This is a genomic window from Streptomyces termitum, from assembly GCF_014650175.1.
Taxonomy (GTDB): Bacteria; Actinomycetota; Actinomycetes; order Streptomycetales; family Streptomycetaceae; genus Streptomyces; species Streptomyces termitum.
Genome location: NZ_BMUL01000007.1, coordinates 61,251 through 79,932, shown reverse-complemented (window position 1 = coordinate 79,932; position 18,682 = coordinate 61,251). Strand labels below are relative to the sequence as shown.

At 72.7% G+C, this 18,682-nt stretch carries 19 protein-coding genes and 1 pseudogene; 10 read left to right on the top strand and 10 right to left on the bottom strand.

The features are described 5' to 3' along the window. Window positions 1-100: 100 nt before the first annotated feature. The gene (locus IE219_RS15245; protein WP_189977480.1) at window positions 101-541 is read left to right on the top strand and encodes a CoA-binding protein; all 441 of its coding nucleotides are present in this window, start codon (window positions 101-103) and stop codon (window positions 539-541) included. A gap of 67 nt (window positions 542-608) precedes the next feature. Here the strand turns inward: IE219_RS15245 and IE219_RS15240 are convergent, their stop codons facing one another. The 3 genes from IE219_RS15240 to IE219_RS15230 form a co-directional block, all read right to left on the bottom strand. Then, complete coding sequence (locus IE219_RS15240) at window positions 609-1,172, bottom strand: YbaK/EbsC family protein (RefSeq protein WP_189977478.1); 564 nt, start codon at window positions 1,170-1,172, stop codon at window positions 609-611. Between the two features lie 130 nt (window positions 1,173-1,302). Continuing rightward, window positions 1,303-1,875: a helix-turn-helix domain-containing protein gene (locus IE219_RS15235; protein ID WP_189977476.1), complete on the bottom strand. Its 573-nt coding sequence runs from the start codon at window positions 1,873-1,875 to the stop codon at window positions 1,303-1,305. Between the two features lie 289 nt (window positions 1,876-2,164). Beyond that, window positions 2,165-2,965 (bottom strand): acyltransferase, encoded by an 801-nt coding sequence (locus IE219_RS15230; RefSeq protein WP_189977474.1) that lies wholly within the window; start codon window positions 2,963-2,965, stop codon window positions 2,165-2,167. 146 nt (window positions 2,966-3,111) lie between these two features. Between IE219_RS15230 and IE219_RS15225 the strand changes: the two genes are divergently transcribed. Then, the gene (locus tag IE219_RS15225; protein WP_189977472.1) at window positions 3,112-3,639 is read left to right on the top strand and encodes a gamma carbonic anhydrase family protein; all 528 of its coding nucleotides are present in this window, start codon (window positions 3,112-3,114) and stop codon (window positions 3,637-3,639) included. 139 nt (window positions 3,640-3,778) lie between these two features. On the opposite strand, the gene IE219_RS15220 is transcribed toward IE219_RS15225, so the two are convergent. The 3 genes from IE219_RS15220 to IE219_RS15210 all read right to left on the bottom strand — a co-directional run bounded on the left by IE219_RS15220 (window position 3,779) and on the right by IE219_RS15210 (window position 8,050). Next, the gene (locus IE219_RS15220; protein WP_189977470.1) at window positions 3,779-4,462 is read right to left on the bottom strand and encodes a DedA family protein; all 684 of its coding nucleotides are present in this window, start codon (window positions 4,460-4,462) and stop codon (window positions 3,779-3,781) included. Between the two features lie 90 nt (window positions 4,463-4,552). Beyond that, the gene (locus IE219_RS15215) at window positions 4,553-7,216 is read right to left on the bottom strand and encodes a beta-glucosidase family protein (RefSeq protein WP_229849774.1); all 2,664 of its coding nucleotides are present in this window, start codon (window positions 7,214-7,216) and stop codon (window positions 4,553-4,555) included. 375 nt (window positions 7,217-7,591) lie between these two features. Beyond that, a complete protein-coding gene (locus tag IE219_RS15210; RefSeq protein ID WP_189977466.1) occupies window positions 7,592-8,050 on the bottom strand; it encodes a DUF4442 domain-containing protein in 459 nt (152 codons plus the stop codon). A 97-nt stretch (window positions 8,051-8,147) separates the two neighbouring features. Here IE219_RS15210 and IE219_RS15205 point away from each other — a divergent pair, with 97 nt between their 5' ends. Both IE219_RS15205 and IE219_RS15200 read left to right on the top strand, forming a co-directional pair. Further along, entirely contained in the window at window positions 8,148-9,329 is a 1,182-nt protein-coding gene (locus IE219_RS15205; protein WP_189977464.1) for a DUF8017 domain-containing protein, read from the top strand. Window positions 9,330-9,508: 179 nt separating this feature from the next. Continuing rightward, window positions 9,509-10,858 carry an MFS transporter gene (locus IE219_RS15200; protein WP_189977462.1) on the top strand — a complete coding sequence of 450 codons (1,350 nt, stop codon included), beginning with the start codon at window positions 9,509-9,511 and terminating at the stop codon, window positions 10,856-10,858. On the opposite strand, the gene IE219_RS15195 is transcribed toward IE219_RS15200, so the two are convergent. The 3 genes from IE219_RS15195 to IE219_RS15185 all read right to left on the bottom strand — a co-directional run bounded on the left by IE219_RS15195 (window position 10,820) and on the right by IE219_RS15185 (window position 13,439). Beyond that, window positions 10,820-11,665, bottom strand: coding sequence for a spermidine synthase (locus IE219_RS15195; protein ID WP_189977460.1), 846 nt, complete (start codon window positions 11,663-11,665; stop codon window positions 10,820-10,822). The two genes, IE219_RS15200 and IE219_RS15195, sit on opposite strands and share 39 nt — an antisense overlap. 47 nt (window positions 11,666-11,712) lie before the next feature. Continuing rightward, window positions 11,713-12,612: a patatin-like phospholipase family protein gene (locus IE219_RS15190; protein ID WP_189977458.1), complete on the bottom strand. Its 900-nt coding sequence runs from the start codon at window positions 12,610-12,612 to the stop codon at window positions 11,713-11,715. Between the two features lie 137 nt (window positions 12,613-12,749). Further along, window positions 12,750-13,439, bottom strand: a complete 690-nt coding sequence (locus IE219_RS15185) for a DNA alkylation repair protein (RefSeq protein WP_229849796.1) — start codon at window positions 13,437-13,439, stop codon at window positions 12,750-12,752. Window positions 13,440-13,623: 184 nt separating this feature from the next. Here IE219_RS15185 and IE219_RS15180 point away from each other — a divergent pair, with 184 nt between their 5' ends. The 5 genes from IE219_RS15180 (at window position 13,624) to IE219_RS15160 (ending at window position 17,148) form a co-directional block, all read left to right on the top strand. Continuing rightward, the gene (locus tag IE219_RS15180) at window positions 13,624-14,367 is read left to right on the top strand and encodes a TVP38/TMEM64 family protein (protein ID WP_189977454.1); all 744 of its coding nucleotides are present in this window, start codon (window positions 13,624-13,626) and stop codon (window positions 14,365-14,367) included. A 214-nt stretch (window positions 14,368-14,581) separates the two neighbouring features. Further along, window positions 14,582-15,046, top strand: coding sequence for a winged helix-turn-helix transcriptional regulator (locus IE219_RS15175; protein WP_189977451.1), 465 nt, complete (start codon window positions 14,582-14,584; stop codon window positions 15,044-15,046). An 80-nt stretch (window positions 15,047-15,126) separates the two neighbouring features. Further along, a complete protein-coding gene (locus IE219_RS15170; RefSeq protein WP_189977449.1) occupies window positions 15,127-15,999 on the top strand; it encodes an undecaprenyl-diphosphate phosphatase in 873 nt (290 codons plus the stop codon). Window positions 16,000-16,133: 134 nt separating this feature from the next. Then, window positions 16,134-16,580 (top strand): nuclear transport factor 2 family protein, encoded by a 447-nt coding sequence (locus IE219_RS15165; protein WP_189977448.1) that lies wholly within the window; start codon window positions 16,134-16,136, stop codon window positions 16,578-16,580. A gap of 49 nt (window positions 16,581-16,629) precedes the next feature. Continuing rightward, window positions 16,630-17,148, top strand: a complete 519-nt coding sequence (locus IE219_RS15160) for a hypothetical protein (RefSeq protein ID WP_189977446.1) — start codon at window positions 16,630-16,632, stop codon at window positions 17,146-17,148. Window positions 17,149-17,183: 35 nt separating this feature from the next. Here the strand turns inward: IE219_RS15160 and IE219_RS15155 are convergent. Beyond that, a pseudogene (locus IE219_RS15155) lies at window positions 17,184-17,914 on the bottom strand (IS5 family transposase). Between the two features lie 308 nt (window positions 17,915-18,222). Here IE219_RS15155 and IE219_RS15150 point away from each other — a divergent pair. Beyond that, on the top strand, window positions 18,223-18,633 hold the full coding sequence (locus IE219_RS15150; RefSeq protein WP_189977444.1) for a hypothetical protein: 411 nt from the start codon (window positions 18,223-18,225) through the stop codon (window positions 18,631-18,633). The last annotated feature ends 49 nt before the right edge of the window (window positions 18,634-18,682 follow it).

Sequence of the window (18,682 nt, the reverse complement as noted above, 5' to 3'; positions counted from 1 at the left end):
CCCGCAAGGGGAGTCCGCGTGGAAGGTCCGTGCGCGGAGTCTGTGCACGGGCCCAGTGCCGCGGGCTCGTACGTATGGCAGAGAAGGAAGGGCAGCAGGGATGAGCGTCGACACCACGGCCACCGAGGCGACCGAGCGTTCCGAGGAGGAGACCGTCCGCCGGATCCTGACGGGGCCGGGTGACACCTGGGCGATCGTGGGCCTCTCCTCGAACCAGGGGCGGGCCGCGTACGGAGTGGCCGCCGTGCTCCAGCGCTTCGGCAAACGGATCGTTCCCGTGCACCCGAAGGCGGAGACCGTCCACGGCGAGCAGGGGTACGCCTCGCTCGCCGACATTCCCTTCCCTGTCGACGTGGTGGACGTCTTCGTCAACAGCGAGCTGGCCGGCGCGGTCGCCGACGGGGCGCGGGAGATCGGCGCGAAGGCCGTGTGGTTCCAGCTCGGTGTCGTCGACGAGGCCGCCTGTGCCCGGACGACGGACGCGGGTCTGGACATGGTGATGAATCGCTGCCCCGCCATCGAGATCCCGCGCCTGGGCTGATGCTGTAACCGGGCCGTGTCCGGTCGGTGACCGTTCGGACGGTCACCGACCGGACACGGCCGCGTGTTCAGGCGGTCGGAATGCCCAGGCCCTCCAGGACGACCGCGCCGGGAAGTTGGGCGAATGCCTTGCCCGGCATGATGATCTTGCCTCGGCGACGGCCGCTGCCGATGAGGACCCACAGGGTGTCGACGACGGTGGCATCGATCAGGAGGGGCCAGTCGGCGGGGAGGCCGAGGGGCGTGATGCCGCCGTACTCCATGCCGCTGTCGCCGGTCGCGGTGTCCATCGGCGCGAAGCTCGCCTTGCGCGCGCCGAGGTGCTTGCGGACCACGCCGTTGACGTCGACTCGGGTCGCGGACCTCACCACGCACGCGGCGAGGGTGACCGTCTCGCCGCGCTTGCCCGCGACGACGACGCAGTTGGCAGAGGCGTCGAGGAGGTCGGCACCGTGGTGCTCGACGAAGACGGCGGTGTCGGCGATGGCCGGGTCGGTGTCGACGTAGAGGATCTGGTCGGCCGGTACGGGGCCGGTCCAGGTCCGGACCGCCTCGGCGACGGGCGGGGTGAGCAGGTCGAGGCAGTCGGGGGCGGGCCGGGCCTCGTCGAAGTCTCCGATGGGTGCGCGCATGCGCGTCACGCTAGTCGCTCCCCGCCGCCGCGCGGTCGCCCGTCTCGGTGTGCGGGCGAACGGCCGGTGTGCGGTTGCCCAAGGTCCGCTTCCCTCCCCCTCCGGTGCGGGCGGGAAGCGGAGAGCCGGGTCAGCGGGCGGGCGGGACGGAGACGGCCATGGTCAGTTCGACCGGCTCCGTGCCGTCGTTGCGGTACGTGTGCGGGGCGGCGGCCTCGAAGACGGCGGAGGTGCCGGCGGGAACGGCGTGCTCGGCGCCGTCGACGACGAGGGTGAGCACACCGGCGACGACGTGCAGCAGTTCGGTGGTGCCCTGCGGGTGGGGGTCGGAGGCGCTGCCCTCGCCCGGCATCAGGGTCCAGGACCAGAGTTCGAGCGGGCCCCGGGCCTCGGTGCCCGCGAGGAGGGTGGTGTGGCTGCCGGCCGGGGTGGACCACATCCGGACGGCCTGCTCCGGCGGGATGAGCCGGACGTGGGGGCCCTGCTCGTGGTCGAGGAGCGTGGTGATGGAGACGCCGAGCGCGTCGGCCAGCTTCACCGTGGTGCCGACGCTGGGGTTGGTCCGGGCCTGCTCGATCTGGATGATCATGCCGCGACTGACCCCGGACCGGGCGGCGAGCGCGTCCAGGGTGAAGCCCCGTTCGTTGCGCCAGCGTTTGAGGTTGCGGGCGAGAGACTGGGTCAGCTGGTCGAGGTCCGACACATTCCGTCCAATATTCTGGATGACTCGGTTCAATAGACTGAACTGCGGTGGGGTGTACCCGATCGTGCACTGCACTGTACTGCCCCGTTCCGCCCACACCCGCCCGCGAGGACCCCATGACCGCCGCGTTCGCCCTGGCCACCGCCCTCCTGTGGGGCTTCGTCGACTTCGGGGGCGGCTGACCGCGCGGCGGCGCCGGCGACACAGCGGGGCAGCGGGACCGGGGGCGTACCCCTTCTTCTTTCTCTTCTTTCTGTTCGCCGTGGGCGGTGTGAAGGGTGAGGCGGTCTCAGGAGGTTGACGCGCCGGCGGGTTCTTCCGGTGTCGCTGCGGCTCGGGCGGGCGTCTCTTCCTGTGCGAGTTCCCAGACCGCGAGGGCCGCGAGCTGTTCGGGGGTGGCGTCGTCCGGGATGGGCTTCGGGGCGGGGGTGCGGAGCGGCGGCTGCCAGCCGCGCTCGGGCTCCCAGCGGCGTACGACCCTGGCCGGGGCGCCCGCCACCACCGAGTGGTCCGGGACCTCGCCGCGGACCACGGCGCCCGCCGCGACCACGACGTTGCGGCCGATCCTGGCGCCCGGAAGGATGACCGCCCCCGTGCCCAGCCAGCAGCCGGGGCCGATCGAGACCGGTTCGGAACGCGGCCACTGGCGGCCGATGGGCTCGTGCGGGTCGTCGTAGCTGTGGTTGGTCGACGTGATGTAGACGTACGGGCCGCAGTACGTGTCCGAGCCGATGGTGATGGTCGTGTCGGCGATGACGTGGCTGCCCCGGCCGAGCACGACGCCGTCGCCGAGGGTGAGGACCGTCTCCGTGCCGAGGTCGTACCCCGGCAGCATGCCGGCGGTCAGCGTCACCTGTTCGGCGATGATGCAGCACTCGCCGATCTCGATCCACGGCTCGCCGAAGACCGTGCCCTGCGGGAAGGCCAGCCTTGTGCCGTTGCCCAAGCGGCGGAAGCGCAGCTTCCCCGGGTGTTCGGCGGTCACCGCTCCCGCCTGCTGCGCCCAGCGCCAGCCGCCCTGGATGGCGTGGGCGACGGCCCTGCGCCGCCAGGCGGTCAGAGAAGAGAACACGTTTCCGTTTTTGGGCACCTCGACACCGTAGTCCGCGGCGTCGGGCCTGGTCAGTGCGGTCCCCTGTGATGTCCGTCATGGGCTCGGCATAGGGTGCGGGCAGACAGACGGAAGGCGCGACACCCCACGGCCGCACGGGCCGTACGGACCTCAGGAGTGACCCCATGGCAGAGGCGTTGATCAAGGCCGTCGGCGGCAAGGAGCCCCACGTCGACCCGACCGCGTTCACGGCCCCGACCTCGGTGGTGCTCGGCGAAGTGACGCTCGGGGCCCGCGCCAACATCTGGTACCACGTGGTGCTGCGCGCCGACTGCGGCCCGATCGTCATCGGCGAGGACTCGAACATCCAGGACAACAGCACCATCCACGTCGACCCCGGTTTTCCCGTCTCGATCGGCGACCGGGTGACGGTCGGGCACAACGCGACCGTGCACGGCTGCACGATCGAGGACGACGTGCTCGTCGGCATGGGCGCGACCGTGCTCAACGGCGCCCGGATCGGCGCGGGCTCGCTCGTCGCGGCGCAGGCGCTGGTGCCGCAGGGCATGGAGGTGCCGCCCGGTTCGCTGGTCGCGGGCGTCCCCGCCAAGGTGCGCCGACCGCTGACCGAGGAGGAGCGCGCGGGCATCCGCCTCAACGCCGAGATGTACCTGCACCTGGCGAAGAAGCACGCCGAGGCGTACGAGGACTGATCGCCTCCCCCGCCGCTCCTTGTGCGACCGCACAGAGGGCGGCGCGCATGACGGAGGGCGGCGCCCGGAATCACTTCCGAGTGCCGCCCTCCGTGTGTGCGCTCGCACAAGATCGCTCGGGTCGGCGGGGCCGGTGCGGTCAGCTCGGCGCGTTCGCCCCGCTCGGCGCAGCGGCCTCCCGCTCCGGGTGCTCCCGCTGCCGCTCCGCCTCCGCCTCAGCGGCGGCCTTCTTCGCGCGGTTCTTGATGATGAGCATGGAGCCGGCGCCGATCAGCACCGCGAGCACCAGGCCCAGCCAGGAGAAGCGCTTGAGCCACGCCTCGGCGACGACGCCGACGGAGTAGATGACGGCGGTGGTGCCGCCCGCCCACAGGATGCCGCCGAGGACGTTGGCGATGAGGAACTTCCAGTACGGCATCTTCAGGACGCCCGCGAGCGGGCCGGCGAAGATCCGCAGGAGGGCGATGAAGCGGCCGAAGAAGACCGCCCACATGCCCCACTTCTGGAAGGAGCGTTCGGCGAGCATGATGTTCGCCTCGCTGAAGTGCTTCGGGAACTTGCCACCCAGCCACGCGAGCAGGGGGCGTCCGCCCCTGCGGCCGATCGCGTACCCGATCGAGTCGCCGATGATCGCGCCGGCGGTGGCACAGGCACCGAGCACGTACGGGTTGATGTCGCCGTGCTGTGAGGCGAGCAGGGCCGAGCTGACGAGGACGATCTCACCGGGGAGCGGGATGCCGAGGCTCTCCAGTCCGATCACCACCCCCACCAGCGCGTAGATGGCGACGGCCGGGATGGTCTCCAGCCACTCCTGTACGTGCAACGCGGGTCCTCCCGTTGTGCGGCACGGCCCCGGTCGCGGGCCGCTGCGGTGGCGTGCCCCGCGTCGGGCACGCCGGGGCAGCCTACCGGGTCATTTCGAACGGATCTCGACGCTCGTGCGCAGCCCCGGGTCCGCGGCCGACCTGCCGACCCGCACATGCCGCCGTCCCGTGCCGAGGGCACGGTCGCCGAGGGCGGTGTCCCAGGAGGAGAGGGTGCGGGCGGCGAGGTGGACGGTGACGCGGCGGCGTTCGCCGGCGGCGAGTTCGAGCCGCCGGTAGCCGGCGAGCAGCGAGCGGGGCTGGTCGATGCCGCGCGCGGCCAGGTCGGGCGAGGGGCCGAGGTAGACCTGGGCGACGTCGGTGCCTGGCCGGTGTCCGGTGTTGCGGACGGTGAAGGTGATGTCGGCGCCGCCCTCGGGACCGGTCGCGGGGACGGCGGTGAGGTCCTCGTAGGCGAAGCTCGTGTACGACAGGCCGTGGCCGAAGGGGAAGAGCGGGGCGACGCCCTCCGCCTCGTACCAGCGGTGGCCGACGTGGACGCCCTCGGTGTACTCCTCGACGCCGTCGCGGCCGGGATAGCGGCGCGGGTCGCCCGCGGTCGGATGGCGGTCCTCGGCGGCGGGGAAGGTCTGGGTGAGCCGCCCGCCGGGGTCGGCGTCGCCGAAGAGGACGGCGGTGGTCGCGGCGGCGCCCTCCTGCCCCGGGTAGTACATCTGGAGGACGGCGGCGGTGCGCTCCAGCCACGGCATGGTGACGGCCGACGAGGTGTTGAGGATGACGGTCGTACGCGGGTTGACGGCGGCGACGGCCTCGATGAGGGCCTCCTGCCGGCCGGGGAGCGCGAGGCTCGTGCGGTCCTGGCCCTCGGTGGCGTCCTCGTAGGCGAAGAGGACGACGGCGTGGGCCGCGCGCGCCTGCCGGACGGCCTCGGCGAGGTCGGCGGCGCGGTCGGCGCCGGTGACCGCGCGGAGCCGGAAGAGTTGTCCGTCGTCGCCGCCGCGCGCGGTGACGGCGAGGGCGTGGGGGCCCTCGGCGAGGCGGAGGGTGACGCGGCGGACGGCGAGGCCGTCGGGGGCGGCGGCGAGGAGGCCGCCCGCGAAGTACTCGGCGACGCCCTCGCGGACCGGGAAGAGTTCGGCGCCGTCGAGGGTGACGGTGGGACGGGTGCCGCTGTAGTGGACGAGGAAGGTCCACTCGTCGGCCGCGTCGGCGGTGAGGGTGGCGGTACGGCTCCAGGTGGCGCCGGCCGGCACGCGGACCGCGTCGAGGTCGAGCGTGGGGGCGAGCGGCGGCAGGGGGCGGCCGAAGAGGTCCTCGCCCTGCGCGTACGTGACGGTGGCATGTGCCCCGGCGCGAGTGCGGAGGGTGTCGAGGGGGCGGGCGGCTGCGTCGGGCACGACGTGCGCGCTGCCGCCGCCGCTGACGAAGGGGACGGCGGCGGTGGGGCCGACGACGGCCAGCGAGCGGGCGGCGGGCCCGGTGAGCGGGAGGGCCCCGGCCTCGTTGCGGAGCAGGGTCGCCCCGGCGGTCGCGACGCGCAGCGCGAGCCGCGCGCCGGAGGCGGCGTCGCGCTCGGGCCGGGCGGGCGGCTCCGCGTCGAGGTGGCCGAGGCGTTCGCGTACGGAGAGGACGCGGCGCACGGCGCGGTCGACGGCGGCCTCGGGGACGCGGCCCGCGCGGACCGCCTCGCGGAGCGGGTCGCCGTAACGGGCGCCGCCCGGCATCTCCATGTCGAGGCCCGCGGCGAGCGCGCCGGCGGTGGTGTGGACGGCGTCCCAGTCGCTCATCACCCAGCCGTCGAAGCCCCAGCGCGTGCGCAGCAGGGTGGTGAGCAGGTCGGCGTTCTCGGCGGCGTGGACGCCGTTCACCTTGTTGTACGCGGCCATGACGGCGCCCGCACCGGCTTCGACGGCCGCCTCGAAGCCGCGCAGTTCGGTCTCGTGCAGGGTCTGCGCGGTGGCGCGGGCGTCGACGGAGTCGCGGTCGCGTTCCTGGTTGTTGAGGGCAAAGTGCTTGACGGTGGCGACGAGGCCCTCGGCCTGGACGCCCCGGACGAGTTCGGCGACCAGGTCGGCGCTGAGGAGGGGGTCCTCGGAGAAGGTCTCGAAGTTCCGGCCGGCGTACGGGGTGCGGATCAGGTTGACCATGGGGGCGAGCAGCACGTCCTGGCCGAGGGCCCGGCCCTCCCGGCCGAGGACGCGGCCGTAGGCGCGGGCGAGGCCGGGGTCGAAGGCGGCGGCGAGCATCACCGGGGCGGGCAGCGCGGTGGCGGTGCGGTGCACCCGGATTCCGGCGGGGCCGTCGGCGAGGCGCAGCGGCGGGATGCCGAGGCGGGGGACGCCGGGGACGTGTCCGGCCTGGCCGAGGCCGGCCGGGTCGGGGGCGCCGTGGAGGAGGGAGACCTTCTCGTCGAGGGTGAGCCGCGCGAGGAGCGCGTCGGTGCGGGTGCCGTGCGGGATTCCCTCGGAGGGTGACGGTGTCGCGGCGGTTGACGCGGGCGGGGCGGTGGGCGGGGCCGCCTGGGCGGTGCCCCGAGCGAACGCGGTCGCGGTCGCGAGGACGCCCCCGCCGGTGAGGGCGAGCAGCAGGGCCCGGCGGGACGGCTTGGCCGTGCGGGCGGACCTGGTGGCCCGGAGGGCCCGGAGGGCGCGGGGGGCACGGGCGACGCGGGTGACGCGGGCGGTCCAGGGGGTCCGAGTGACCTGGGTGGACTGAGGGGCATGAGAGGCCAGAGTCGGCCGCGCGAACCGCACGCGCGCCGGGTCCTGGCCGGACGAACCGGGTGCGGGACCAGAGCCACCAGCATCGAGGCCGGGAGCAGCATCGGGGCCAGGGCCTGGACCTGAGCCGGGGCCGGGGTCGAAGTCGGGGAACGTCGTCTCGTCGGGCACGCGGCGGCTCCTTCGCACGGTCGCAGGCGCAGGTGCGTACGGAGGCGTACGCATACGGCCCCGGGGGCGGCGCCGCCCCGGCTCCTGTCCGCAGTGTGGGCGACGGCCCGCCCGTTTCCGGGGCACCGCCCCGGAACGCGGCCGCCCCCGCACCCGAAGGGGGGTGCGGGGGCGGCGGGAACGGGTCCCGGAAACGAACCGGAGGAGGGGTTACGCCGGGTTGACCGGAGGAGGGGGTTACGCCGGGTTGTTGGGGCGCAGGGTCCACAGGACGGTCATCTCGCCGGTGACGGCGCCGTCCTCGCGGGTGATGTCGATGCGGACCGGGAACTCGGGGCGCTGTCCGGCGTCGAGTTCGGCGACGACGTCGGCGACGGGGCGGCCGAGGGTGGCCGTGGCGGTGACGACGCCCATGGCGAGCTTCTTGTACGCGATCTCGGCGTTGACGGCCAGCGGGACCGCGCGGCCGAGCTGGTCGCCGAAGGCCGCGAGCACGATGGCGCCGCTGGCGGACTCGGCGAGGGTAAACATGGCTCCGGCGTGCGGGCCGCCCACGTGGTTGTGGTAGGCGGGCTGGTCGGGCAGGCGCACGACGGCGCGCTCGGCGGTGGTCTCCAGGAACTCCAGGTTGAGGGTTCCGGCCATGGGCACCGTGGCGGCGAGCATCTCGCCGACGGACATCTGGTCTGCGCTCATGGACCGAAATGTTACCCACGAGTAGATTCCTTGGCCAGACCCGTTCCGACGGGGTGGCCGTGGCCCGTCCGGCTCCGCCCCTCTATCGTTACGGCCCATGTGGCCAGGACAGCAGCCGCCCGGGGGCGAGCAGAACCCGCAGGACCAGAACCAGAACCCGTACCAGCAGCCGGGGTACCAGCAGCCGAACCCGTACCAGCAGCCGACGCAGCCGGCGTTCCCGCAGCAGAGCGGCTACCCGCCGCCGCCGGGACAGCCCGGTCAGCCGGGCCAGCCGCCGCAGGGCGGGTACCCGACGCAGCCCGGCTACCCCCAGCAGGGGCAGGGCCAGGGCTACCCGCAGCAGGGATACGCGCAGCCGAACCCGTACCAGCAGCCGACCGTGCCGCAGTACCAGGTGCCCGGCTCGCTCCCGCCGCAGGGACCGGGCGGCGGCGGTGACAACAACAAGAAGACGAAGCTCATCGCGATCGTGGCCGCGGCGGCCGTGGTCGTCGCGGCGGGCGTGACCGGCTTCCTGCTCCTGAACAAGAACGACGACAAGGAGCCCGTCGCCGGCAAGCCGTCGACCGGCACCTCCTCCACGCCCCCGGCCGGGGGCACCGGCTCGGCCTCCGCCGCGCCGGAACCGTCCGGCGCACCCTCGACCGGCCTCGACAACCCGCGCGACGGCGAGGACTTCAAGCCGACGATCCCGGGCTGGAAGGTCGTCCACAATCCCAAGTACGGCACCCTCTTCGACGTACCGCCGGAGTGGGACGTCCTGAAGCCCGGCATGAGCGTGGGCGTCGAGGACGAGAAGCGGAACGACGGCATGCCGCTCGTCACGATGTCGGGCCCCACCCAGTACAAGAGCGAGTGGTGCACCTTCGACTCGGACAAGAACGGCCGTCCGGAGACGTGGGGCCTGGCCAGCGCCGGTACCAAGGGCGGCCAGGGCGCGAAGGACACCGCGTCCGCGGCGCGCGGCGAGGCCGGCACCTGGGTGTGGGGCGCGTACGCCCAGCACATGCCGGAGAAGTCCATCAAGATCAGCCAGGCCCAGCCGTACACCACGAAGTCCGGCCTCAAGGGCAGCATGGCCACCGCCACCGCGCCGAACGTGACGAAGCGCAACAAGTGCGAGACCGACGGCAAGTCGCTCGCCTTCACCTTCATCACGGCGAAGGGCGACTACTCCACCTTCGTGCTCTACACGGCCGCCGGTGTGAAGGACGAGATCCCGGACGCGACGATCCAGAAGATCCTCTCCACCGTCCGCCTCAGCAACAGCTCCTGACCCACCGGCCCGGACCACCGGTCCGAGCCACCGGCCCGGCCACGCTCATCGGGCCACCCGTCCGGGCCTCCGGTCCAGGTCACCCGCCGGGCCGCCGGCCGGCCCGCCCACCGGTCGGCGGCCCGGACCTCCGGCTAATCGGTTTGGCAGGAAGGGGCGGCGGCGGGGATAGTCCCGGGGTGACCCGACCCGCCGCCGCACCCCGCCGCACCCGCCCCGAGTGGGCCGGGCGCAACTACGTCCTGCTGACCGCCGCGACCATCGTGACCAGCCTCGGGGCCAACGGCGCCCTGATCGCCACCACCTGGGCCGTCTTCGAGTCCGGGGGCGACGCGGGCGACGTGGGGATGGTGGCGATGGCGCGCTTCCTGCCCCTGGTCCTCTTCCTCCTCATCGGCGGCGCGGTCGCGGACCGGATACCCCGCCACCGGGTGATGGTCGCCGCCAACGCGCTCAACTTCGTCTCGCAGGCGGTCTTCGCCGCGCTGGTCCTCTCGGGGACGGCGGAGCTCTGGCAGATGATGGTCCTCACCGGTCTCTGCGGCACCGGCCAGGCGTTCTTCAACCCGGCCGCCGAGGGCATGCTCATGTCCAGCGTCACGGGCGAGCAGGCGAGCCGCGCCTTCGCCTTCTACCGGATGGCGATGCACGGCGCGGGCATCGGCGGCGCCGCGCTCGGCGGCGCCCTCGTCGCGTTCGTCGGCCCCGGCTGGGTGCTCGCCGTCGACGCCGCCGCGTTCGCGGTGGCGGGCTCGCTGCGCGCCTTCCTCGACGTCAGCGGCATCCCCGACCGCAAGCCCGGCGGCGGCCTCCTCTCCGACCTGCGCGAGGGGGGGCAGGAGTTCATCGGCCGGCCGTGGCTCTGGTCGATCGTCGCCCAGTTCTCGGTGGTGGTCGCCCTCATCGGCGCGGTGGAGGCGGTGTACGGGCCGCTGGTCGCCCGGGACGAGCTGGGCGGGGCCCGGCCGTGGGGCATCGCGCTCGCCGGGTACGGCGTGGGCACGGTCGCCGGCGCGGTCCTGATGACCCGGTGGAAGCCGCGCCGGATGCTCCTCGTCGGCACGCTCGGCGTCTTCCCGATCGCGCTGCCCTCGGCGGCGCTCGCCGTCCCGCTGCACGCCGTCGGCCTCACGCTGGTGATGTTCGTCAGCGGCGTGGCGATGGAGATCTTCGGCGTCTCCTGGATGACGACGATGCACCAGGAGATCCCGGAGGAGAAGCTGTCCCGGGTCTCCGCCTACGACTGGTTCGGCTCGACCGCGCTGCTGCCGCTGTCCACCGCGCTCGCGGGACCGGCCGAGAACGCGTTCGGCCGGACGGCCTCGCTGTGGGGCGCGGCGGCGCTGATGACCCTCGTCACCGCCCTCGTCCTGCTCGTGCCGGACGTACGGAACATGACCCGCCGGTCCCACGGGGAGCCGACGGCCGAGGGCGGTCCGGCGCTCGACGGCGTGCCCGCGCCGGGCCGGGCGGCCGGTACGGAGCCCGCCTCAGCCGATGCCGAAGGCTCCCTCCGGGGGAACGGGTGAGGCCACGGCCTCCGCGTCGGCGACCGGGACCGCGTCCCCGATGAGCCGCGCCAGCGCCTCCCCGTGCTCCACCCGCGCGGGGAAGGCGTCCCCGGCGGCGCGGCGGGCGAGGCCGGGCAGGTCGAAGGGGGTGCCGGAGGCGACCAGCACCGTGTTCCCGAACCGCCGGCCGCGCAGCACCGCCGGTTCGGCGATCAGGGCCAGCTCGGGAAAGACGGCGGCGAAGGTGGCGAGCTGGGAGCGGAGGAAGGCGAAGGGCGCGCCGTCGGCGAGGTTCGCCGCGTAGATCCCCTCCGGCCGCAGGACGCGCCGGACCTCGCGGGCGTACGTGAGCGAGGTGAGGTGCGCCGGGACGCGCGAGCCGCCGAAGACGTCGCCGACGATCAGGTCGGCCGAGGCGGCGGGGGCCGCCTCCAGCCAGCGGCGCGCGTCCGCCGTGTGCACGGTGACACCGGAGCCGTCCGGCAGCGGCAGGTGTTCGGCGACGAGCGCGACGAGTCCGCCGTCGGCCTCGACCACGTCCTGCCGGGAGCCGGGCCGGGTGGCGGCGACGTACCGGGGCAGCGACAGCGCGCCGCCGCCCAGGTGCAGCACGTCGAGGGGCGCGCCCCCGGCGGCGGCGGTGTCGGCGACGTGGCCGAGGCGGCGCGCGTACTCGAACTCCAGGTGGTCGGGGGCGTCGAGGTCGACGTACGACTGCGGCGCGCCGTCGACCGTGAGGAGCCAGGCTCGCTCCCGGTCCACGTCGGGCATGAGGCGCGCGGTGCCGTGGTCGACCTCGCGCAGGACGGGGATCTGCTCGTTCACCCCCTCATTGTGCCGCCCCTGTCTTGTGCGACCGCACAGGAACGGTGTCAGTCGCGGTCCTCTGCGGGCCTCCCCCACACGGCGGCGACCGCCTCCGCGTGCGCGGCGGCCTGGGCGCGTCCCGCGCGGGCCGCCGCGCCCCGCTGGGCGGGGTCGAGCGCGCGGGCGCCGATGACCGCCTTGGCCTCCGCATCGGGGGTGATCACCTCCACGCGGGCCCCGGCGGCGGCGAGGGCGGCGCCCTGCCGGGCGGGCGCGTGGACGACCTTGTTGCCCATCGCGGTGGGCGCGATGACGACGACGCGCGCGCAGCCCGCGGCGAGGTGGGCGTTGGCGGTGGAGTGGATGCCGCCGTCGATCCAGCGCCGCCCGGCGAGGCTCGCGGGCGGCCAGGCGCCGGGGATGGCGCAGCTCGCGGTGACCGCGTCCACCAGGCCGACGCCGTCCTGGCCGCCGTCGAAGGCGGTGAGCGTTCCGTCGACCGCGTCGACGGCCGTCACCCGCAGGCGGCCCGCGGCCGGCCAGGCGGTGGCGTCGCCGAGGCGGGCGGCGACGGTCGCCCGCCGGACGGCCTCGTCGACGGTGCGGGCGTGCAGGGCGAGCCCGCCCAGCCTGCGGCCGTACGCCTCCGGGGTGCGGGAGGTGAGGACGGCGAGGGTGTAGCGGAGCAGGGTGCCGGCGCCGAAGCGGACGGCGGGTTCGGTGTCCGCGCCGTCGGTCTGCCGCGCGTACAGCTCGGCGGGGGTGACGGTGCCGGAGGCGAGGAGCGCGCCGACGACGGCGCCCGCGGAGCTCCCGATGACGAGGTCGGCATCGGAGAGGTCCACACCTGCCTCGGCGAGGCCGTGGAGGATGCCCGCCTCCCAGGCGGCGCCGACGAGTCCGCCCGCTCCGAGCACCAGTGCCGTCCGTCCGGTCGGTACGTCCTCCGTTGTGCGATCGCCCATGTGCGTCCCCTCTCTCGTCGTCACGGCCGTGGTCGGCCCCAGTGGTTCGGATCGCCCCGCACGGCCGGAGCGGGCGGGGCGATCCGAGTGGGTCGGAGTCTCGCGCGGCGCCCCGGAGGCGCGTACGGCGGGGTGGGTCACAGGTGCTTGAGCGCCTCGCGGACGGAGAGCGGCGAGAAGAGCGACCGGTTGTCGGCGACGAAGGCCCGTACCTCTCCGGGGGCGGTCTTGGCGTACTCGCGCAGGCTCCAGCCGATCGCCTTGCGGAGGAAGAAGTCGGTGTCGGCGGCGCGCCGGAGGCAGTACGCGAAGAGCCGGCCGGCGTCCGTCGCGTCCTTGAAGCGCAGCTGGTGGAGGAGGGCGGTGCGGGCGATCCACGGGTCCGCGTCGTCGATCCACGCGTCCATCGCGCGGGCGAGCGCGGGATCGGCGGCGACGAGTCCGCCGACGACGTGGGCGGCGAGGTGGTCGACGGTGTCCCACCAGGAGACGGTGGTCACGAGGGTGCGCGCGACGGGCAGGAAGCCGGAGGAGCAGCGCTTCACGTGCCGCCGGAGGTAGTCGACGGCGAAGTAGTGGTACTCCCGCTCGGGGAGCGCGAAGCAGCGCAGCGCGACGGCGGCGCAGTCGCGCTCGGCGGGGCGCGGGAGGCCGTCGAGGACGGTGCGGGAGAGGGCGCGGCGCTCGGGCGTGCGGATGCCGAGGAAGGGGGCGACGCCCTTCATGTACGCGACCATCTCCTGCGCCCGGAAGGGGTTCCCGGCGGCGGGGTAGACGGCGGTGAGCCGCTCCAGGACCGTGTCGGCCAGGTCGCTCGCGGGAGGCACGGCACCGACGGCGGCGGCACCGACGGCGGGATCGGCGGCGGGATCGGGAAGGTCGGGGGTGCTCACGGCCGCTCCGGCGGGGTCGGTTCCGGCCGGGCGACCGGAGGCGCGCCCCGCCGGTTCCCCGGAAAGGACATGGCGTACATTACGGCGATCATACGAAGGTGTCCGTTACTCTCCCCGGATGCTCGCTCCCGTGCCCCGGCCGACGGACCCGTTCGCCGTCCGCTGCTCCCGGGCCCTGCTCTCGCCCCGGTCGCGGCTCTCACTGCTCGCCCTCGTCCTGCTGACCGCCGCCACCCTCGTGGTCCTCTACGAGCCACAGCGGCTGCTCTCCTCGGGCTGGCCGCAGACAGGCGGCGCGGGCGCGGTGCTGCTGTTCGGGCTCGCGTACGGGGTGTGCACGGCGGCGTTCGTGCCGCGCCCGGTGCTGAACCTCGCGGCGGGCGCCCTCTTCGGCTCCGGCGCCGGGCTGACGGCCGCGGTCGCGGGGACGGTCCTGGGCGCGGGCATCTCCTTCACGCTGGGCCGGGTCCTGGGCCAGGACGCGCTGCGGCCGCTGCTCAAGGGACGGTGGCTGCAGGCGGCGGACGGGCAGCTGAGCCGGCACGGCTTCCGCTCGATGCTGGCGATCCGCCTCTTCCCCGGCGTGCCGTTCGCCGCCGCCAACTACTGCGCCGCGGTCTCCCGGATGGGATACGTCCCCTTCCTCCTCGCTACGGCGATCGGCACCGTCCCGAACACGGCGGCCTATGTGGTCGCCGGGGCGCGGGCGGGCGAGCCCGGCTCCCCGGCGTTCCTGATCTCGGCGGGCTTCATCGCGCTGTCCGTGCTGGGCGGGGCGGTGGTGGCCTGGCGGAAGCGGCACGCCCTGCGCCGCCCGGCCGCCCCCGCCCCGGCCGACCGGGAGCCCGTGGCCGCCGCCTAGGGCATTTCTTTCGGATCAGGCCAGGCTCGCGGGGTCTGGCCTGATCCGAAAGAAACGCCCTGGGCCCTGTCCGGCGGATCTTCGTGGGCCCGCGAAGATCCGCCGGGCAGGGCCCAGGCCGCGCCCGGAAAGTCCCGCCCGGCCCGCGCCGCCCCTCCCGATCGGGCGCAGACGTCCCAAACCCTCCCGTTCCGGGGACGGTTACCCTGGGTCCATGAAGGCCGCAGCCCGCCCCTGCTCCATAGCCGACGCGCTCGCGCTGGTCGGCGAGAAGTACGCGCTGCTGGTGCTGCGCGAGGTGTCGCTCGGGGTGCACCGCTTCGACCGGCTCGTCCGCAACACCGGGGCGCCCCGCGACGTCCTCGCCGCCCGGCTCTGCCGCCTCGTCGAGGCCGGGATCCTGGAGAAGGTGCCGTACAGCGAGCGTCCGCCGAGGTACGAGTACCGGGCCACGCCCGCCGGCCGGGAGCTCCAGCCGGTCCTGCTGACCCTGATGGACTGGGGCGACCGGCACCTCAACCCCGGCGCCCGGCCCCTCGTCCTGGAGCACTGCTGCGGCGAGGCCCTCGCCCCGGTCGTGGTCTGCGGGCACTGCGGCGGCGCGGCGGACCCCGCCGAACTGCGCGCGGACGTGCGCGCGCCGGGGTGGACGGCGACAGGGCCGGAAGACGCCTTCTGATCACTTCCCGGTCACCTTCGGGCGGTAGCCTGCGCTCGACCCACTGACCGCACACGTACATACGGGACGGCCCAAGCCCCATGAGTTGGTTCGAATCGTTCATCCTGGGACTCGTCCAGGGGCTGACGGAGTTCCTTCCCATCTCCTCCAGCGCGCACCTCCGCCTGACGGCGGCCTTCGCGGGCTGGCAGGACCCCGGCGCCGCGTTCACCGCGATCACGCAGATCGGCACCGAGGCCGCCGTCCTCATCTACTTCCGCGAGGACATCGGCAGAATCGTCACGGCATGGTTCCGCTCGCTGACGGACAAGGCGATGCGCTCCGACCACGACGCCCGGATGGGCTGGCTGGTGATCGTGGGCTCCATCCCGATCGGCGTCCTCGGCGTCACCTTCAAGGACCAGATCGAGGGCCCCTTCCGCGACCTGCGCCTCATCGCCACCACCCTCATCGTGATGGGCGTCGTGCTCGGCGTCGCCGACCGGCTGGCCGCCCGCGACGAGGCCGGCGGCCGGCACCGGGTGGCCCGCGAGCGCAAGACGCTCAAGGACCTCGGCGTGCGCGACGGCCTGATCTACGGCTTCTGCCAGGCGATGGCCCTCGTCCCGGGCGTCTCCCGCTCCGGCGCGACGATCTCCGGCGGTCTGCTGATGGGCTACACCCGCGAGTCGGCGGCCCGCTACTCCTTCCTCCTCGCCGTCCCCGCCGTCCTCGCCTCGGGCGTGTTCGAGCTGAAGGACGCGGGCGAGGGGCACGTCTCCTGGGGCCCGACGATCTTCGCGACGCTCGTCGCGTTCGGTGTCGGATACGCCGTGATCTCGTGGTTCATGCGTTTCATTACCACCAAGAGCTTCATGCCGTTCGTGGTCTACCGCATCCTGCTCGGCATCGTGATCCTCGCCCTGGTCGGCTTCGGCGTCCTCAGCCCCCACGCGGGCGAGTCCGCCGGCTGACCCGGCGCCCGCGACCGGAACCGAGGAGGGCCCGCACGGCCGAGACCGTGCGGGCCCTCCCCCGTCGTGTCCCGTGCGCGATCCCCCGCGTCCCGCCCCTTGGTTCCGCGCGCCCGCTGTCCGACACTGAGGCGATGACGCAGCGCGTGGACCTCGCGAACGTGATGGACCGGCTCGCCATCGACGACCTGATCACCGGGTACGCGGCGGCCGTGGACGACGGCGACTGGACCGCCTACCGGGCCCTGTTCACCCGCGACGGGCGCGCGGACTACTCCGGTTCCGGCGGGGCGGAGGGGCCCGCGGCCGAGATGGCCGACTGGCTGGCCGCGACGATGACCCTCTTCCCCGTACGCCAGCACCTCATCGTCAACCGGCGGGTGACCTTCAGCGGGGCGGCCGGATGGGCCGCCCCGGGCGACGCGGCCGAGGTCCGCGCCGACTACGTCAACCCGATGCGGACGGCCTCCGGCGAGGACTTCGTCTGCGGCGGACGGTACGCCTTCACCGCGCTCCGGACGGCGGACGGCTGGCGTCTGCGCTCGGTCACCGTCGAGGAGCGCTGGCGCCGGCACGACTAGGGCCTGTCCGGTGAGTCGGCAGGAGCCCCTCGCCTTCTAGGCTGGCGCCATGGACAACGGGCTCGCTCACGAGGAAAGCGCCTTCATCAACTTTCGACGCTACGTCCGGGATCCGAAGGAGCACGGGTTTCGGTGGGTTGACATCAAGCAGCTGCGCTTCTCTGCGGGGTCGGTGGACGATAGAGAGCTGCTTGCCGCACTGATTGGGCACGAGCAGTTCCGGGACGACTATGCAGGTAGTGGAGCACTTCCGGACGGCCCTCGGCACGGTCCGTATTGGCTGCAGTTGATCACTCCTGGCCTCTATGAGTCCATCAGCCAGGAGAAGGCTGCGCAGATCTTGCGGGAGTGGGTGGATCCGCTCTGGGACGTGCCCACCGAGTTGGAGGCAGATCTGCAGCGGAAGGTGTTCGCCCGCGTGGCCGCAGCCGATGGCATCTACTATCTCAGCGAGCTCGGTGATGAGGCGATTCACGACTGGGGGCGCGTGCACGACTACTTTCACGAGTTCGTGCTCGTCGACCGCTCGGCTGGGCGAATCACGCTCATCGTCGCCGCCGACGACTGAAGAAACCACCGGGGCATTCACTGCGGTGGCTGACATCAGTGGCGGAGCCACAACCGAATCGCCGCCAGAGTAACCGTGCCGTGGAAGATGTAGGCCCTCTTGTCATAGCGAGTCGCCACGGCCCTGGAGCCCTTGAGCGCGTTGAAGCAGCGCTCGACTTCGTTCCTCCTTTTGTAGGTAGTGCTGTCAAAGCCGGTTGGCCGCCCACCCTGGCTGCAGCGTCGTTGGCGGTTGACCTTCTAATTCTTCGGCTCAGGGATGGTGTGCTTGATCTGGCGTCGCCGCAGGTAGCGGCGGTTCCGGCGAGAGCTGTACGCCTTATCGCCACACACGTGGTCCGGTTGCGTTCGCGGGTGACCGCCAGCTGGGCGAGGGACTCGAACACGATCCATAACGTTGATCAACTGTGGCGCGTCACCCCACTGCCCGGGAGTGATCAGAGCAGCCAATGGGCGCGGCACACCGTCGAATCTACGCTCACCACACTCCAGTCGATTCGCCCCTCGACATCGGCGTCCGCCTGGACCGTCCGGAGCACACGCTCCCACGTGCCATCCGCGGACCACCTGCGATGGCGGTCATAGACCATCTCCCACTTCCCGAAGCGGGTCGGAAGATCTCGCCACGGCAGACCGGTTCGCTGCCGGAACAAGATTCCGTTGATCACGCGCCGATGACACTGCCAACATCCTCCTCGCCCAGCGCTTTTGGGCAGACTGGGTTCGAGTCGAGCCCACTCGTCATCAGAAAGATCACCCCGCCCTATACCGAACAGAACGACCGGCCACCAGGCGGGTTACCTGATCTATCGGACAGGCCCTAGCCGAGTGGGCCTCCTACGAACTCGGCCAGACGAATACTTCTGGCTGGTCCTTCGGCTGGAGCTTGAATTGGTCGTGGTCGAGCTCCACCACCACGCCGTTCGCCCATGTCGGCACGGGGACCTCGGTCCTCACTAATACCGCGGACCTGGCAGGCTCTATTGCTGCGCAAGCTCGGGCACAAGGGCGTAAAAATGGAGGCGGAGACTATAAGGGGGACCACGGTATTCGTTACCCGATCACCACAGGCCACGTGATTCCTGTCGCAGCCGCTTTCGCCGCGAAGCCGGTGGTCGACCAGAACATGAATAATGGCAAGCACCCGAAGCCCGCCCCCACCTGGGTCCCCAAGCCCGACTGGGACCTCAAAAACGGCGACTGGAAGCCCGAGGGCGGCATTCAAATGGCTTTTGGGACCCTCTCACTGCTAAACATTCTAACCGACGGTCAGCAAAGTTTTATCCCCGCCCAGCAAACAAATCACCACAGCGCTCCGGGGGTAGATCCGGGCGGATCCAACGACGATGACAATGACCACCGTGAATGTCGTGCCGACGGCAACGGGTGGATCGAATACGGTGACTTGGACCATCAAAATAGTGGTCGGTCCACGAGGATAGGGCCTGCCTCAATGAACCTTTTTCACCCTGTCTCTATGGGGTGAAATGGCAGGTCAGCAGGGGTGCGTAACGAGACGAGGCTCCTGGTCGTTG